A 16,716-nucleotide genomic window follows, 5' to 3' on the forward strand; every position below is an offset into this window, starting at 1 on the left:
TTTCGAATTGGCTTAATATGGTAAATTCTAGGGCATTAATAAAAAATTTATACACAATTAAAGGTCGAACAATGGTTCAATCCACACTTAAAAAATATTCTATCATTCTCATTTTATTTACTTTTACTTTTGTTTCTGCAGAAACAATTGGAAGAGTCATTAAAGCCAATGGTACGGTACTCATAAAACCCATCGGTGGTGGCACCTATTCTGTAAACGTTAAACCGGGACAGGCTGTATCCAATGGTGATGCCATTCGGGTGGGTGAGTCTAGTTTTGCAGTAGTCATTTTTCTTGATGATAAATCCATCGTTAAAGTTCGAGAAAATACCGACTTCCAGTTTGTAGAGACTTCAAATACGCGCAGTCTCATTATTGAACAGGGAACGACACTCCATAATGTAAATAGTAAAGACAGGAAAAAAGCTTATCGTGTAGAAACGCCCGTATCGGTAGCATCTGTAAAAGGGACTGAATTCTCTGCATTTCATGATGCTATAGCAGGCGTCGACAAATTTGTGGGTAAAACAGGAAATTTTGAAGTATTTAATACCATTAGCGGAATGACCATAAATGTTGGTGCAGGGCAAAAAGCAGTTTCGAACTCTTTGGGACAATTGATTCCAGCGCCGGCGCAGCCAGGTGATTATCCGGAAGACCCGGATGGTGAATCTTCTGAGGAACAACAAGAAGAGCAGGACGAGCAGGATGAGCCTGAAGAATCTCAAGATAAACAGGATCAAGAAGAAACTCAAGGCGACACCAAAACAGAAGATGAAAATATAGACCAGGATGCAGAACCTGATGATATATCTGATCCATCGGACACGCAGGTCGATGATCCAAAATCGGGTGATACAGCTAAACCTGAACCAAAGCCAAAGAAACCTTTCAACCTAGGGTTGGGTGTTGGTTCAGCCACGATAGACGGAAAAATATATAATCAAGTGGCGCTCCGCCCGGAACTTTCCTTTGGCAAGTTGGGGCTTGGACTTGATCTAGTCCTTTATATCGATAATGAAGGTAACGTCCGCCAAGATGAATGGGACGAAGCTTCTGATGTTTTTGATAAATTCCTCTACATACGCTGGGGGCAAAAATCTGATCCATTCTGGTTCAAATGGGGCGCTTTAAGTAACGTGACACTTGGTTATGGTGGATTGTTGGGCGGTTATTCCAATATGATGGAATTTCCCTCTGTTCGTAAAGTTGGCATCCATTCTGGGGTAAGATTCGGTAATTTTGGGACGGAATTGTTTCTATCCAACATGAAGGACTTTTCCCGCGGTGGTACATTGATGGGTTTGCGTGGTACGTATAAAGTATCCGATGCATTGCCAATAACGCTCGGTCTGAATTTTATCATGGATATGAACCAATTCTCTGGATTGAAAGATGCGGATGATGATACCTATCCTGATATGTTTGATGATTTCCCGGATGATAAAAATTACTGGAATGATACAGACGGTGATGGAATTGCCGATTTTAATGGTGGTAGCAAAGAACCTGAAAATGGTTGGGATATTGATGGCGATGGTGACAATATTTTAGACAGTGCAGATAGTGACCTTACTTTGAAACCAACGCCATTCAGCCTTAAGGACAATAAAGCCACAGCACAGGGATTTGCCTTTGATTTGGGATACCCCATTTTGAAGAGTAAAGCTTTCAGCCTTGAAGCTTACATGGAATACAATAAGCTGATCTTTCCAAAAGTTAAAGGAGATGCCTATTATAGTCGTAAAGCCATGAATGGAACGGGTATAACAGTGCCAGGTGTTCGCGCAAGTTTATTCAGTTTTTTGAATGTGAGCTTCGAATATCGTATGAAGCAGGGATATTTTGCCCCGCAATTCTTTGATGGTAGTTATGATCTTTCTCGTGTGGTAGCTGAATTCAGTGATACTGGAACTGTGATAAAAACAAAAGATCAAGTGATCCTTGTAGACTCCTCAAATACATCCGGTATGTACGGATCGGCTTCGGCTAACTTATTTAATTTTGTGAGTTTCAATGCAGCTTATGCCAGCATGAAAGGTGACGGCGATGTTGAATACAATAGTTTCAGTGCAATGATAAATGTGAATGCTGAGAATATTCCCAAGTTGAGTGTGGCGCAAGCGTATTACCAACGGAATAATGATAAGAACCCATTTGATTTCAAAAACCCAACTATGAACACAATCTTTGGTTATAAGGTGGGTTATGAGGTAAGCGCCGGTGTGAGTTTGATATGGGATTTCCGCCAGTTCTACAGAGATACAGGTGCTGGTTTGGAACCGGTGAAACAGACAACCATTGAAACAGCTTTCAATTTTTAATGGGAGATGATCTAAAAACAGTTTACCGTTATGATGCTGGTGGAAAGGGATTTCGTAAAGTTGCCCTATTTCTTGCCGCATTAGCTGGTGTACTCGCTGTTTTTGGTGTTGTATGGGTAAGCTCATGGTTTTAAGGAGGAATGATGCGTATTTCAATCGAATATTGTAACAGTTGAAACTATTTGCCTAGGGCGGCCAGTATGGCTTCCGAATTGCTTGAGAAATATGGCAATGCTGTAAAAGGATTGGAATTGATTCCATCCGGCGGCGGTGTTTACGAAGTAATCAAAAATGGTAACTTGATTTTTTCTAAGAAAAGGGAGGGGCGATTCCCGGAATTGGATGAAGTGATTGAATCATTGGAAAAACCTGCATAAGTATTTTCTGATTTTTGCTGTGGTTTTACCTTTAGCGGCACAAAAAGGTGAAGTCATTCCATTAACAAAACATATTGGCTTTACGCTAGACGCTGAAGAAAATATGTATTATGAAGTATTTACTGATATTCCCAATTTTAAAAGCGCCCAGTTTTATGAAATAAAAGTAAATAGAATTGAAGCGCGTATCTCCTTTGTTGATTTTACCAAAATTAAGCTAAGTCGCCGTACTTTCAATCTAAGAGAATTGACTGACCTTCAATTCCGAATCAATCAAATGCCGGTAATTACAGAAGATATTCGAGAATCTTACAGAAAAAACTTAACCTACCTTAGAACAAAAGAAGTGCTAGAAAACATCCCCACCGGCCAGTATATATCGGTAAAACATCAAAATGGAAAATGGATAAGAGGAACCCTTTTATCTTATCGAAAAGAACGATTATCTCTGCAGACACCCTTTGCGGTTAAGCGAATACACATTACCAAAATGGAGCACATTAATTATAGAGAAACAATTATCCGCCGACCTGAGTGGAAAACAATAATTTATGGCCTAGCAGCTGTGATGGGCTTTGGATTAATGGAATCCTGGAATAGACAAACAACACCGGAATGGGGAATGAAATGGCACAACCGCTTTATGGGTGCTATCTTTGGATTGGTGGCAGGAGCGGAAGTTTATGACACATCTATGATATTATTATCTAAGAAAACACAGTTTGGACTTACACCTGAAGAAATGGATAAATTAAACCGTTAGAATTACGGAGATAATGTGACTGAACCAGCAAAAGAATTCAATAAAGAATATTTAACCGATAAGATTCAAGCCATTGGCGACAAGTTGGGTGATGCCTACGGCCAACCCTTTATGGATGAATTAATTGTGCGCATGGAACGCACCGTTGCCCATTTCAATGATGAAGTGGACACAATGGTATCCACCCTGAAAAGCAGGACAAAAAACCAACGGGGACTTTTAATGACCATGCGGGGGGAAGATCCCAACGCCGAACCTGTTGAATTGAGCGATCTCGAGAAAAAACTTGAATCGGGAGAAATAAAAGGAAAATCTTCCGGAGATAAAAAAGAAGAAGAAAAGTCTAAAAAGGGTTTCTTCTCTCGATTTAAAAGAAAAAAGAAAAAATGAAACCGATCCGCAGGGGAAAGTGGATCGCCCGGTTTTTTCTATTTATAATATTCACCTCGGCAGCCGTTACCCAAGAATCCAACCAAAAATACACTGAATTCAAATCGCTCACCAAGCGCGTTTATCATTTTACAAAAGTTGAATTCATTACACCAGAAGGTGAATTTAATGATGCAATTTGCACCCTGGTCATATCAGAATTAGATGAAGATAGTCCACCCTATGTAGCCATTTATTATAAGCGCGATAATTCCGATTGGTTTACCGAATCGCTCTACCGCAAACGCGTTCGTTACAGCTTTAAAAATGGTGTACTAAAATTAGACCGATCAAATTTCTGGGATTGGTATGAGGTGAATGAAATTAAGGTTGTGGTGATTTATTAACTGCTTCTGCTCTTGCTTCCCGACGAAAAATACGGGTAGATTTCATGCTAATTATTTGACAATTTGGTCGTGCTAGATGGGGAATTAGCGGTGCCCTGTAACCTGCAACCCGCTACAGCAGGATTGATGCTTGCATACGGCGAATGCTGATCTTTTAACTCGAATTAAGTGGTGTTGAAGTTTCAATTCTTCGCAATGGTTTTGCACTAAACCCCGTCAGGACCGGAAGGGAGCAGCGGTAGGTGATTAGAATTATGTGCCGGAGAACCCCTGGAATGGAGCTAACTGGTTTGTTGTTATCTGAGTCCAGATTTGACAATTGTAAGTGCACGACCATCCTTATTTGAGAAAAAAATGTCCTATCAAGTCTTATCCTTAAAATGGCGGCCCCAATCCTTTGAAGATGTAATCGGCCAGGAGCATGTGACTAAAACGCTGATCAATGCGTTTAAGAAAGATCGTGTTGCTCAAGGCTACATGCTCACCGGTCCTCGTGGTGTGGGCAAAACAACCACCGCACGAATTATTGCCAAAGCATTGAATTGTCCTGAGACAAAAGATGGTATTCCATGTAATAGCTGTAATATTTGTCAGGAAATCACTGACGGCAGAAATTTAGATGTGCTTGAAATTGACGGCGCTTCAAACAGGGGAATAGAAGAAATACGCAATCTCAGGGAGCAGATCAAATATGCGCCCATGCATGGGAAGTATAAAATTTTCATCATCGATGAAGTGCATATGCTCACCAATCCTGCATTTAATGCATTATTGCGCACATTAGAAGAACCGCCACCTCATGGTAAATTTATTTTAGCCACCACTGATATCCATAAAGTGCCCTCGACGATTATATCCCGCTGTCAACGATTTGATTTTAACCGAATCACAGAAGCAACCATTGGCGTACGTTTATCTTCAATCCTTAAGGATGAAGGAATTACGGCCGATGATGAATCTATCAGTGCCATCAGTCGTAAGGCAGATGGCAGTATGCGGGACGCATTAAGCCTCATGGATCAAGTAATCGCTTTCGCCGGCGAATCAATTGAAATTGATGCTGTTTCATCGGTAATTGGACTTATTCCTATTGATGTATTTTTTGATTATTCTTCAGCGATTTCAGATAAAGACTCTTCCAAAATGATGGGCGTTTTACGAATTATTCGAACCACCGGATTGCCCTTAGAAGATGTAGCGCAAGGATTGAATCAACATTTTCGTAATCTGATTGTTGCTACAATTGATGGCGGGAAGGCATTATTGGACTTAAATGATGAACATATCAATCGGTATATTGATGGTTCTAAGTCGTGGAATAGTAAAGATTTACTCCGAGTAGCTAAAGAATTAAATGAATTAGAATATTCTCTAAAAAGAGTAACGCAACCGGTTATTCATTTTGAAATGACAGCAATGAAATTATTAGAAATGGATACCTCCGTTTCTATTGCAGAATTATTATCTGGGGCTGAACCAAAACAAATAAAAAAAAATCCTAAATTGGTAAATAAGGCTGCAACTGTACCGGAACCATCTCAGCTACCACCGGCTCCAGCGCCACCCGTTTATGAAGAACCGATTGTTAAAAAAGCAGAACCAAAAGTTCCAAGCCCAGAGCCAGAAAGAGACGCGCCTGTAAAAGAAGAAGCGGGAAAAAATAGTAAAATATCTTTAGAAGAAATTGAAGAAAAATGGGGTGGATTTGTGGGAAAAATCCACAAAGAAAGGCCGTCGATAGGTACTGCTTTAGAACACAGCGAACCATTTGAACTTAATGAAAATAAACTGACAATAATGGTTTATGACATGCCAAAATTCAGCGTGGGAAATTTGAACCGGAACAATCATGTTCTGGAAAGGTTTATCGAAGATCACTACGGGGTAGCCTTGAAAGTGAAAGCGGAACGAGGTGAAAGAAAAAAATCAGATAAACAAATTGAAAAAGTAGAAAAAATTGAGGATCCGGCTCAGTCCGATGGTGATAATACTGACAATGTTGTTTCCCGGGTTCTGGAAGTCTTTGATGGTGAAATTTTAAGATAGGAGAAAGCATGTTTAATAAAGGTAACATGACAAAAATGCTGAAGCAGGCACAGGATGTGCAGAAGCAAATTGAAAATGTGCAAAATGAATTAGATGATTTGCATATCACGGGAGAATCCGGGGGTGGTATGGTTACGGCCACTGTTAACGGTAAAATGGAATTATTGGACTTAAAACTTCAGGATGAGATTCTTGAAGAAGATAAAGATATGATTGAAGATTTAATTATTTCTGCTGTAAACAATGCCATGACAAAAGCGCAAGAAGAAAGTCAGAGCAGAATGAATTCCGTAACGGGCGGAATGCTCAGCGGAATGAAAATTCCGGGCATGTAATTGGGTTCAATTCCAGAAAGCATTAACCGCCTTATCGAAGAATTTTCTCGATTCCCCGGTATTGGTCGTAAAACGGCTCAGCGAATGGCGTTTTACGTATTGAAATCACCCAATGAGCAGGCTGTTCAGTTGGCGCAATCAGTCATGGATATGAAAACAAAAATTAAATTTTGTTCAATATGTTTTGGCATTACGGAAGAAGATCCATGTCAAATTTGCGATAATCCAAAACGAGATCAATCATCAATTTGTATTGTTGAAGATGCGGCCGATGTTTATACTTTCGAGAAAACAAATGTTTTTCAGGGTGTTTACCATGTTCTTGGTGGTGTCCTTTCCCCATTGGATGGTATTGGTCCGGACGATTTAAAGATTAATCAACTGATAGATAGAACACAACCGGGAGATGAAGTAATCATTGCTACAAATCCAAGTATAGAGGGTGAAGCAACATCGCTTTATATTGGTAAATTATTGAATGGAAAAGATGTTAAAGTTACCCGATTGGCAAGAGGTCTACCTATGGGGGGAAACTTGGAATACATTGATGAAGCAACCATAATGAGAGCCATGGAAGGCCGCACATCTCTATGATGACTTTACCCAATATTTTGACACTTTTCAGAATATTCCTGACGCCGGTTTTTATTGTTTGTTTGTTTGCTGAATTCCAGGGCGCTCATTTATGGGCATTAACTATTTTTATTGTGGCATCGATTACCGATGCTTTTGATGGTTATTACGCGCGGAAAAATGATATGGTAACTGATACGGGACGGTTTTTAGACCCTCTTGCGGATAAGATTTTAGTTTCATCCGCATTCATATCATTTGCCATTATGGGGCTCATTGATTTTTGGATGGTGGCCCTAATCATTTTTAGGGATTTGTTTGTGACTGGCCTCAGGATGATCATGTCCCGCAAAGGGGTGACTCTGATGACCAGTAAGGTCGCAAAATCCAAAACAGGTGTTCAGCTTGGTATTATAATTTTTATACTCTTATTTTTGAGTTTGAAAGGTATTGACTGGTCTTTTGTGAAGGACTACCTCCAATTTGTCAAAGATTATCAACTGGTCTATTATTTAGCCATGATTGCAGCTATTTTTACAGTATACACAGGCTTCACCTACATTCAGGAAAATCGCAAGGCAATCAGGGAGATTATGAACTGATTCATGAATCGTGCGGCGGCAGAGTTGATTGGAACGGTATTTTATATAGGTAAGTTGCCCTTAGCACCGGGCACATGGGCCAGTATGGCTGCGACTATTTGTTGGTTTTTTTTATTCAAAGATGTAGACCCAATCGTTCTACCCGCTGTTTCAGCATTACTTTTTTTGATTGGTGTATTTGCTTCAGATGCCATTATTCAGGATACAAAAGAACATGATCCATCCAGGGTGGTTATTGATGAATGGGTAGGCCAGTGGCTGGCCTTTTCTATGATGCCGGTAAATATAACTACTGGTGTAGTTGGGCTAATCGCATTTCGAATTTTTGATATCGTTAAACCCGGTCCTGTAAGACGATTGGAAAAATTGCCCGGCGGGTGGGGTATTATGACTGATGATGTTATGGCCGGCATTATGGCCTATTTTGTTCTTTTACTCACCTATAATTTCATTTTATGAAAATTGGACTTATAACTATTGGTGCTGAATTATTAAATGGTGCCCGAACAGATACGAATGCTACCTGGATTGGTCAGCAGGTAATAGCTTCCGGTGGCGAGGTAGTGTGGCATATGACCGTGAGTGATGAAAAAAATGCCATTGTAAGCGCATTGGATCAAATTCCAAATGTGATAGATGCAGTCTTATGTACCGGTGGACTTGGACCCACCCACGATGATATTACTCCCAAAGTGCTTTATGAATATTTTGGTGCCGAAGCTGAATTCGATGAGGCATATTGGAAATTGCTTACGGAAAAATTTGCAGCCCGAGGAAAGGCGATACCTGAATCCAATCGCAATCAAGCAATGAGACCAAATGTGGGTGATGTAATTCATAACCTCGTGGGATCGGCCAGAGGTCTTCATTTTACCAATGAATATTATGATTGTTTTGCCATGCCCGGCGTCCCTTCTGAAATGAAATCCATGATGACCAATACAATCCTCCCGTGGATCGAGTCAAAATCCCATACAAAAATATTTGTAGAAGTCATGCGTACAACAGGGGTGATGGAATCTGTTTTATTTGAAAAAGTTGAGAATATCTTAAAAGAATACCCACAAGTGGATGCGGCCTTTTTGCCTAGATTTACTGGCGTTGACTTAAGGATTACATCATCAGTTGAGTCCGAAATCAAAGGGCTGATTGATGAAATTTCACCTGTCATTCAAAAATATCATTTTGGGGGTGAAGGGGTGGAGTTGGAAGATGCCGTAGGAAAATTACTCTCATCTAGTGGAAAAACAATTGCCACTGCTGAATCGTGTACCGGAGGTCTTATTGGCGACCGATTCACTAATGTATCTGGCAGTTCCGAATATTATAAAGGCGGCATTGTTGCCTACAGCAATACGGTTAAAGAAGCGGCAATCGGCGTTCAAAAAGAGACCTTGGATTCCGTTGGTGCTGTCAGTGAAGAAACGGCTTTGGAAATGGCCAAAGGAATTCGTGAAAAATTTAATGTAGACATTGGTATCTCCACCACGGGTATTGCAGGCCCAACCGGGGGCACAGATGAAAAACCAGTAGGATTAGTTTATGTGGGAATCAGTTACGAAGGTATGGATAAAGTATATCGTTTCACCTTTACACCATTCCGTAAAACCAATAAATTGATGACGAGTCAGGCAGCCTTGAATATTATCCGAATTCATTTGTTAAGTGGATTATAACCTGATTCGAACATTTATTGCCGTTCCGGTGCCGCAACAGGTTTTAGAACTGCAGAATTATCTCAAGTCAACCGTCTCGGGAAAAACAGGAAAGATAGACTGGGTTCGAAGCGACCAGCTTCATTTGACCCTAAAATTCCTAGGTGACACCACCGAAAGCTCTATTGGTAGAGTTCAGTCCACAATTAAAAATATCACAAAAGAAACAAGTCCGTTTGATTTGAAGATTCAAGGAACTGGATGTTTTCCTAAAGTGGAAAGGCCACGGGTGATGTGGGCCGGCATTGAGGGGGCAATAAAATCATTATATGATTTGCTAGAAATGATTCAAATTAAATTAGATCCATTGGGCTTCCCCAAGGATATTAAGCCTTTTCATCCTCATATAACTTTAGGTCGGGCCAAGTATCCCCAAAAAAGAACACCGGATATATCCACTTTTTTAAATTCAAACTATGACTCAATTCCATTTCGAATTGAAAAAGTTCAATATATTAGCAGTGAACTCTTCCCAAATGGGCCAATTTATACTATTTTAAGTACTCACTTTTTTGGTAATAATTAAGTTTAGGAGCAGAAATGCCATCCACAGACAATAAAAAAACAAAAGCTTTAGAACTCGCAATTTCACAAGTTGACCGTCAATTTGGTAAAGGTTCCATCATGCGCCTTGGTGGCGATCACATTATTGTATCAGACAATAGCATATCTACTGGATGTCTATCTCTAGATGTAGCCCTTGGTGTCGGTGGTATTCCAAAAGGGAGAATTACTGAGATCTATGGTCCTGAATCTTCGGGGAAAACAACTCTTGCACTTCATATTATTGCAGAAGCCCAAAAGGTTGGCGGTTATGCAGCTTTCATTGATGCAGAACATGCAATGGATGCACAATATTCTCAGAAATTAGGTGTCAACATAGATGACTTATTGGTCTCCCAGCCGGATACAGGTGAGCAGGCATTAGAAATAACTGAAACACTCGTTCGAAGTAGTGCCCTTGATGTTATTGTTATTGATTCAGTGGCAGCACTTGTGCCGAGGGTAGAACTTGAAGGCGAAATGGGTGATACCCACGTTGGTCTCCAGGCACGGTTAATGTCTCAAGCTTTGAGAAAATTAACGGGTACTGTAAGTCGGTCAAACACGGCCGTTATTTTCATAAATCAAATTCGTGAAAAAATTGGCGTTATGTATGGAAATCCTGAAACTACCCCTGGTGGACGTGCACTTAAATTTTATACATCTGTTCGTTTGGAAATACGACGTGTTACAACCATTAAAGATGGTACTGACGTTGTTGGTAACCGTACCCGTGTAAAAGTTGTGAAAAACAAAGTTGCGCCACCTTTTAAACAAACAGAATTCGATATCATGTATAACCAGGGTATCTCATTTATAGGCGATATCCTTGATCTTGCAATAAAAGGCGATATTGTGCAAAAAATGGGATCTTGGTTTTCCTACGGCGACATGAAGATTGGGCAAGGAAGGGAAAATTCAAAACAATTTCTCCTCGACAACGAAGACATAAAAATGGAAGTGATTACCAAGGTTAAAAATTTTATGGGCATCGAGGAAACCAAACCTCAAAAGAAATCAAAACCGAAGGCTAGCAAAAAGTCGGAGGAGAATGGCGAATCGTAAAGTAGTCAGGGTTAAACGATCGACTAAATATTCAGATCGTATTATAGTTCATTTGGATGATAAAAGCGTCTTCAGAATCCCTGAGGACGTTTTTGTTTTAAATGTGTTACATGTTGGAGATGAAGTCTCCCTGGAAACAATTGAATCCTATGGCAAAAAAATGCGTCTACAGGAGGCGAGAGATAGGGCATTTCGATTGTTGGGTTTTAGAATGCGCAGTATTGCTGAAATGAAAAAAAGACTGAAAGAAAAAGATTTTGAGACGGAAGAAGTTGATCGCACTATCGATTATTTAATCAAACAGAAATTTTTAGATGACAAAGAATTCGGAAAAGCATTCGTTAAAGAAAAAGTCCGAAATAAAAAGATTGGCCCAAGAGCATTAAAAGAAGAATTATTCCCACATTATATTTCGCCAGAATTAACTGAAACACTTATTCAGGAAATATATATAGAATTCGATCCATACATTCTTATTGAGGATCATATGAGAAAAAGACGAATCGAAAAGAAAATCCACTTAAATGATAAAGACAAAAAACGTCTGACGGACTTTCTTATGAGGAAGGGATTTTACTGGGGATCCATTCAGGAAGTATATAATGATTGGGAATTAATCTGATAATGGAACCCATTTGCGTATAAAGAATAAAAAGATGAATTTAAAACTAATCCAAAAACATTTGGGGCGTATACCCAACGATTCCGAACAAATATTTTTCAAGTCAATTTGGAATTCCATAACAAAACAATCTCAATTTGATTCTGAATTTTCTCAGTCTGAGGTTCAATCGAATTATAATTCGAAATTAATATTGATAGCCGAGGGGAAGTACGATCCGAGGATGATTGTAGCCGATAATATATTTTTGGCTGAAAACAGGAAAAGACTTGTGACTATTCCTACTGAAAAAGGGTCTTTTGTTCTTGGCCTTTCGTCTGTGACAGGCATGAATGCCTCCAATTCAGGGAAACATATTTATTTCATTTTTGGCGCTGGAATCAAAGCAATGATTGCTAAACTTAATAAATTGGAATGGTTTGAAGGAGCGATTCCTGTACACAAATATGGGCTTGGTTATGCTCTGTATCGATTGATAAAAGAAAATGATGGCGGTCTTCGATTGCCTTTAAAGAATAATGATGATATTAATATTTTATCGAAAAAAGGTGCGCAGGGAATTTTAGTTATCATCAATCGGCGGTTTGAGAATTCTTTTAATGATTTAATTAGAGTTTCAAAAATAAGTCATATGAATCTTGGTAGTATTACTCGAGAACCTAATATAGAGTTATTTATTGGCCAAAAACCGGTGGGACATATACCACTATCAATTGTTGATATAATGATTCGGAATGATCAAAATCTGGATGAAATAAAAATGCAATCCACCATTCCAAAATACCCTCAACCAAAATTAAAAGAAAAAAAGACTTTTAATGATGAGCTAAAAAAGTTGGTGAAAGATCGTGACAAAATTGGTTCAATAAAGATATCCCAAAAAACGGTTAATATGCAGGGCAATACTGTATTTTTTAAAAGAGGTGGTACCACCTTTGGTGCGGCTGTGAATGATAATAAACATATTACTTATAATGATTATAAGATGAAGTCTATGGCTGCAATCGCCAACACCGCTCGGCAACTTGCATGCGCTGGAATTCGTCCTGAAGTTTGCAGTGGATTTGTAACAATTCCTGATTCGAACCAAAGTGAAAAGGGTTCTTTCCTTAAAGGGATAAAAGATGCAGCACAAATTTTAAATCTAGACATAAAATATTTATCTATTGAGTCGGGATTAGGTCTTCCTAAGGGGACATTTTGTACGGCAGGAACAGCCATTAAAGAGGGTCTCTTCCCAAATACCTTTCCAGAATCAGACCTATTTATATCTATGTTGGGTAGCCATCGTGGAGAATTAGGCGGTAGTCATTATTTATCACTATTAAATCAGGAAAATGCGGGGAATCGGCCCGTTGTGGACCTCATGATGGAATCAAGGCTTCAGGATACCATATTGACGGGAATTCAAGGTGAACTAATCCAGTCCGCTAGACCAATTGGGCGGGGAGGAATAGCTGTATCGATTGCAAAATCACTTGCAAATAACAAAAATATGGGCACCAGAGTTCATTTTTCAAGGAAGTTAAAAACAGAAGAATTATTATTTGGGGAAACGCAGGGATTGGTATTAGTTACCATCAATGAAAGTGATCTCATGGAATTTGAACGAGTTTGCATGACTATTGGCATCCCGGCCACAACAATCGGCCGTGTGACGAATGATGGTATTTATTCCTTTAATGATTCAATAAAAGTAAAGGTAGAAGATTTAAATTAATTCCTATGAATTATAATGTTATATCTGGTAACGAATCGGTTCCCGTTCGGAATATCTATTGCATTGGACGCAATTATAAAGCACATGCGGCTGAACTCAATAATGATGTACCTGAAAACCCTGTAATATTTCAAAAATCAATCCCCGCATTAAATACATCAAATGAGATTGTTTTACCCCATAACCGCGAAATTCAACATGAACTGGAAATCGTTATTTTGATTGGTAATGATGGCGAAAAAATTTCGAAGAATGAAGCAGCAGCCTATATCCATGGATATGGATTGGGTCTTGATTTAACAGATCGAAAATTCCAATCAGAATTGAAGCAAAATAAATTGCCCTGGTTATTGGCAAAATCCTTTAAAGGCTCCGCCGTTGTTTCTTCTTTTGTACCAAATGAGATAGGGGAAGAATTTTGGCTTAAAGTAAACGGCGATGTTCGACAAAATGGAAATATAGCAGATATGATTTTCTCAATACCGGAACAAATATCCTATCTTTCAAGAATGATACCCTTAATGAAGGGTGATTTGATTTTTACGGGCACACCTATGGGAGTGGGCGAGATTCACTCGGGGGATGATTTAAATCTGGGAATTGGAGGAAAGACCGTTTTTTCGTTAAAAGTGAAGTGAATTTGATATTTGTTAAATTGTAGTAAGGCGAAATTATTTTAAACTGTGTGAAAGCGCTTTAAGTGTTGGACTTATTTGAGATATCATTTTTTGGTGTATTTGGCCATTCGTAGCTAAAAGATTATTATCATATATATTATAATGGTTACCATTCATTTGTGTGATTTTTCCACCAGCTTCGATTGCTATTAATATACCCGCTGCTGTGTCCCATGGCTTAAGATCAAATTCCCAAAATCCGTCAACCATGCCGCAGGCTAAATGACAAAGATCAACCGAAGCTGCTCCGAGTCTGCGGACGCCCTGCGTCATGTCAGTAAATGATTTGAATAAATCCATATTGGCTTCCCATTTTTCACCATGCTCATATCCAAATCCTGTTACCAAAAGACTACGACCTAAATCTGCTGTTTCAGAAACTTTAATAGTAACTTCATCAACAAATGAACCGCCATCTTTTATTGCTGTAAATAGACGGTTTATAGGTAATTCCAAAACGACTCCAATTTCCGGAATCCCTTTTTTATAACACCCAATTGAAACTCCGAAAGATGGATAACCATGAACAAAATTGGTTGTTCCGTCTAATGGATCAATCACCCATTGGTATTCTGAATTGGTATTAAAAGAGCCACTTTCTTCAGCCAAAATTGAATGATCCGGAAATGCCCTATTAATATACGAAATTATGATTTCTTCACACTGGCGGTCTGTATCCGTAACTAAATCAGCTCGTCCTTTAAAATCAGGATTGCGCGGTTTGTCTAGTGCTTTTAAGATTATTTGGCCCGCTTCTAAGACGGCCTTTTTGGCAACTGTTAGGAGATCATTATTCATAAATAAAAAAGGCCCCGATTACCGAGGCCTTTTAAATAACTGCTTATTTGTAGGTGGGGTGATCCACTGCAAAATAGTCTTTCGTCATTTTCTTTAATACTCCTGAAAGTAGAATAATGGAAAGCAGATTAGGGAATGTCATGAATCCCAGGGCGGCATCTCCAAATGACCAAATAACTTCTAAGCTTGCGATGGCGCCAATAAACACAAACAGGATATAGAATCCTCGGTAAATGGGGATGGCACCTTCACCAAACAGATATTCCGTTGACCGATCACCATAGAAAGACCAGCTAATCACAGTTGAAATGGCAAATAATAATACACCTAAGGTGATAATCTTATCACCATAAGGAAAGATATAGGCCAAGCCAGTTTTAAATGCCAATGATGTGAGCAGGCTACCGTTAATTAATTCTCGACCTTGAAAAACCCCAGTCTCTAAAGCTTGTCGCGCAGCTTCTGCCGTGGTAGCTGTAATGTTAACAAAAAACTCCGTATGCATCCATGCACCAGTTACAATGATAGTGAGACCCGTAAGAGTACAAATGATGATTGTATCAATAAAGGGTTCTAAAAGTGCTACGGCACCTTCACGAACTGGAAATTCCGTTTTAGCAGTGGAGTGGGCAATGGGGGCACTCCCTTGACCTGCTTCATTTGAATAGAGACCACGCTTTACACCCCAAAGCATCGTGTTCATAATGACGAGCAACGTGCCGCCTGCAATGCCACCGATGGCAGCCGGTGGATTGAAAGCCATCGTAAATATTTTACCAAAACTGGCAGGAATATCGCCAATATTTGCAAATAAGATCAATAAAGCGGCAAGCACATATAATGCCGCCATAAATGGCGCCAATTTAGAGGTGACGTTTCCAATGCGTTTAATACCACCAATAATTACCAATCCAGAAATAAATGCAATTACAATACCATTTATCACCTGTTGAATCGATACTGAATACCAATCTGTAAGTTGATGTTTTATTGTAAGCCAATGGTCTGCTCCGACAATCTGGGTTACTTCTGATAAAAGTTGATCGGATAAAGTAAAGGACTGAATTGCATTACCCGTAGCGAAAGAACAAATCACTGCAAAACAGGCGAACATAATGGCTAACCAACGCCATTTAATTCCGAGACCTTTTTCAATGGTGTACATCGGGCCACCAGCCGTCATTCCTTGGCTGTTAAAATCTCGATATTCAACGGCGAGTGTACATTCAGCAAATTTTAATGCCGAACCAAAGAATGCTGTGATCCACATCCAAAACAATGCCCCCGGACCTCCATAGTAAATGGCCGTAGCTACACCGGCGATATTACCAATCCCAACTGTGGCAGAAAGGGCAGTGGTCAATGCTTGAAAATGATTCAAATCCCCTGCTTCGTCAGGATTATCATACAATCCGCGTGTTACTCGAATACCGTGTTTTAAATAGCGAATTTGAGGAAACCCCAGATAAATGGTTGTAAATATCCCTGTTCCTAAAAGAGCCACAATAATGAATGGGACTAAACTAAAAGATGGGAATGACCAGATACCTTCAAAAAATTCTACGCCAAAGAAGACGAGGAACAATACAATGATACCAAAAAATATGAGAGCGCCAGTGTTTTTTTTCATATGACTTTAGATTCCGTTTATTTAATTGTGAAGGGGTATTATTTATTCTGTAGGGTAACAGCAGATTTAAAAGTTTGAGAAACATAATCCACCCAAGTTTTACCCTTCATTTTAAATTCATAACCGTTTTTATGGATATAAGTCCAGTAC

The 16,716-nt window shown here is 39.3% G+C and carries 18 protein-coding genes and 1 other RNA gene; 17 read left to right on the forward strand and 2 right to left on the reverse strand.

Features of this window, described 5'->3' with window-relative positions; genetic code table 11:
* Nucleotides 1-17 precede the first annotated feature (17 nt).
* The 17 genes from HN459_08870 (at nt 18) to HN459_08950 (ending at nt 14,099) form a co-directional block, all read left to right on the forward strand.
* Nucleotides 18-2,324 (forward strand): FecR domain-containing protein, encoded by a 2,307-nt coding sequence (locus tag HN459_08870; protein ID MBT3479555.1) that lies wholly within the window; start codon nt 18-20, stop codon nt 2,322-2,324.
* A gap of 140 nt (nt 2,325-2,464) precedes the next feature.
* On the forward strand, nt 2,465-2,701 hold the full coding sequence (locus tag HN459_08875) for a SelT/SelW/SelH family protein (protein MBT3479556.1): 237 nt from the start codon (nt 2,465-2,467) through the stop codon (nt 2,699-2,701).
* On the forward strand, nt 2,676-3,464 hold the full coding sequence (locus HN459_08880; GenBank protein MBT3479557.1) for a hypothetical protein: 789 nt from the start codon (nt 2,676-2,678) through the stop codon (nt 3,462-3,464). The genes HN459_08875 and HN459_08880 overlap by 26 nt, the downstream gene beginning before the upstream one ends.
* A gap of 15 nt (nt 3,465-3,479) precedes the next feature.
* Entirely contained in the window at nt 3,480-3,854 is a 375-nt protein-coding gene (locus HN459_08885; protein ID MBT3479558.1) for a hypothetical protein, read from the forward strand.
* A complete protein-coding gene (locus HN459_08890; protein MBT3479559.1) occupies nt 3,851-4,240 on the forward strand; it encodes a hypothetical protein in 390 nt (129 codons plus the stop codon). Before HN459_08885 ends, HN459_08890 begins: the two co-directional genes overlap by 4 nt.
* Before the next feature lie 67 nt (nt 4,241-4,307).
* An RNA gene (ffs, locus tag HN459_08895) (signal recognition particle sRNA large type) lies at nt 4,308-4,573 on the forward strand.
* 21 nt (nt 4,574-4,594) lie between these two features.
* Nucleotides 4,595-6,286, forward strand: coding sequence for a DNA polymerase III subunit gamma/tau (gene dnaX, locus HN459_08900; GenBank protein MBT3479560.1), 1,692 nt, complete (start codon nt 4,595-4,597; stop codon nt 6,284-6,286).
* 8 nt (nt 6,287-6,294) lie between these two features.
* Complete coding sequence (locus HN459_08905; protein MBT3479561.1) at nt 6,295-6,621, forward strand: YbaB/EbfC family nucleoid-associated protein; 327 nt, start codon at nt 6,295-6,297, stop codon at nt 6,619-6,621.
* Nucleotides 6,622-7,215 carry a recombination protein RecR gene (gene recR, locus HN459_08910; GenBank protein ID MBT3479562.1) on the forward strand — a complete coding sequence of 198 codons (594 nt, stop codon included), beginning with the start codon at nt 6,622-6,624 and terminating at the stop codon, nt 7,213-7,215.
* Entirely contained in the window at nt 7,212-7,796 is a 585-nt protein-coding gene (gene pgsA / locus HN459_08915) for a CDP-diacylglycerol--glycerol-3-phosphate 3-phosphatidyltransferase (GenBank protein MBT3479563.1), read from the forward strand. The genes recR and pgsA overlap by 4 nt, the downstream gene beginning before the upstream one ends.
* Nucleotides 7,797-7,799: 3 nt before the next feature.
* A complete protein-coding gene (locus tag HN459_08920) occupies nt 7,800-8,255 on the forward strand; it encodes a phosphatidylglycerophosphatase A (GenBank protein ID MBT3479564.1) in 456 nt (151 codons plus the stop codon).
* Complete coding sequence (locus tag HN459_08925) at nt 8,252-9,472, forward strand: CinA family nicotinamide mononucleotide deamidase-related protein (GenBank protein ID MBT3479565.1); 1,221 nt, start codon at nt 8,252-8,254, stop codon at nt 9,470-9,472. Before HN459_08920 ends, HN459_08925 begins: the two co-directional genes overlap by 4 nt.
* Nucleotides 9,462-10,037 (forward strand): RNA 2',3'-cyclic phosphodiesterase, encoded by a 576-nt coding sequence (gene thpR / locus HN459_08930; protein MBT3479566.1) that lies wholly within the window; start codon nt 9,462-9,464, stop codon nt 10,035-10,037. The genes HN459_08925 and thpR overlap by 11 nt, the downstream gene beginning before the upstream one ends.
* Before the next feature lie 14 nt (nt 10,038-10,051).
* Nucleotides 10,052-11,119, forward strand: a complete 1,068-nt coding sequence (gene recA / locus HN459_08935; GenBank protein ID MBT3479567.1) for a recombinase RecA — start codon at nt 10,052-10,054, stop codon at nt 11,117-11,119.
* Complete coding sequence (locus HN459_08940) at nt 11,106-11,741, forward strand: hypothetical protein (GenBank protein ID MBT3479568.1); 636 nt, start codon at nt 11,106-11,108, stop codon at nt 11,739-11,741. Before recA ends, HN459_08940 begins: the two co-directional genes overlap by 14 nt.
* Before the next feature lie 34 nt (nt 11,742-11,775).
* Nucleotides 11,776-13,461, forward strand: coding sequence for a hypothetical protein (locus HN459_08945; protein ID MBT3479569.1), 1,686 nt, complete (start codon nt 11,776-11,778; stop codon nt 13,459-13,461).
* 5 nt (nt 13,462-13,466) lie between these two features.
* On the forward strand, nt 13,467-14,099 hold the full coding sequence (locus HN459_08950) for a fumarylacetoacetate hydrolase family protein (protein MBT3479570.1): 633 nt from the start codon (nt 13,467-13,469) through the stop codon (nt 14,097-14,099).
* A gap of 33 nt (nt 14,100-14,132) precedes the next feature.
* Here HN459_08950 and HN459_08955 read toward each other — a convergent pair whose 3' ends face one another.
* Both HN459_08955 and HN459_08960 read right to left on the reverse strand, forming a co-directional pair.
* On the reverse strand, nt 14,133-14,936 hold the full coding sequence (locus HN459_08955) for an inositol monophosphatase (protein MBT3479571.1): 804 nt from the start codon (nt 14,934-14,936) through the stop codon (nt 14,133-14,135).
* A 43-nt stretch (nt 14,937-14,979) separates the two neighbouring features.
* Entirely contained in the window at nt 14,980-16,566 is a 1,587-nt protein-coding gene (locus HN459_08960; GenBank protein ID MBT3479572.1) for a sodium:alanine symporter family protein, read from the reverse strand.
* Nucleotides 16,567-16,716 lie beyond the last annotated feature (150 nt).

This window comes from Candidatus Neomarinimicrobiota bacterium, assembly GCA_018647265.1.
Classification (GTDB): domain Bacteria; phylum Fidelibacterota; class Marinisomatia; order Marinisomatales; family TCS55; genus TCS55.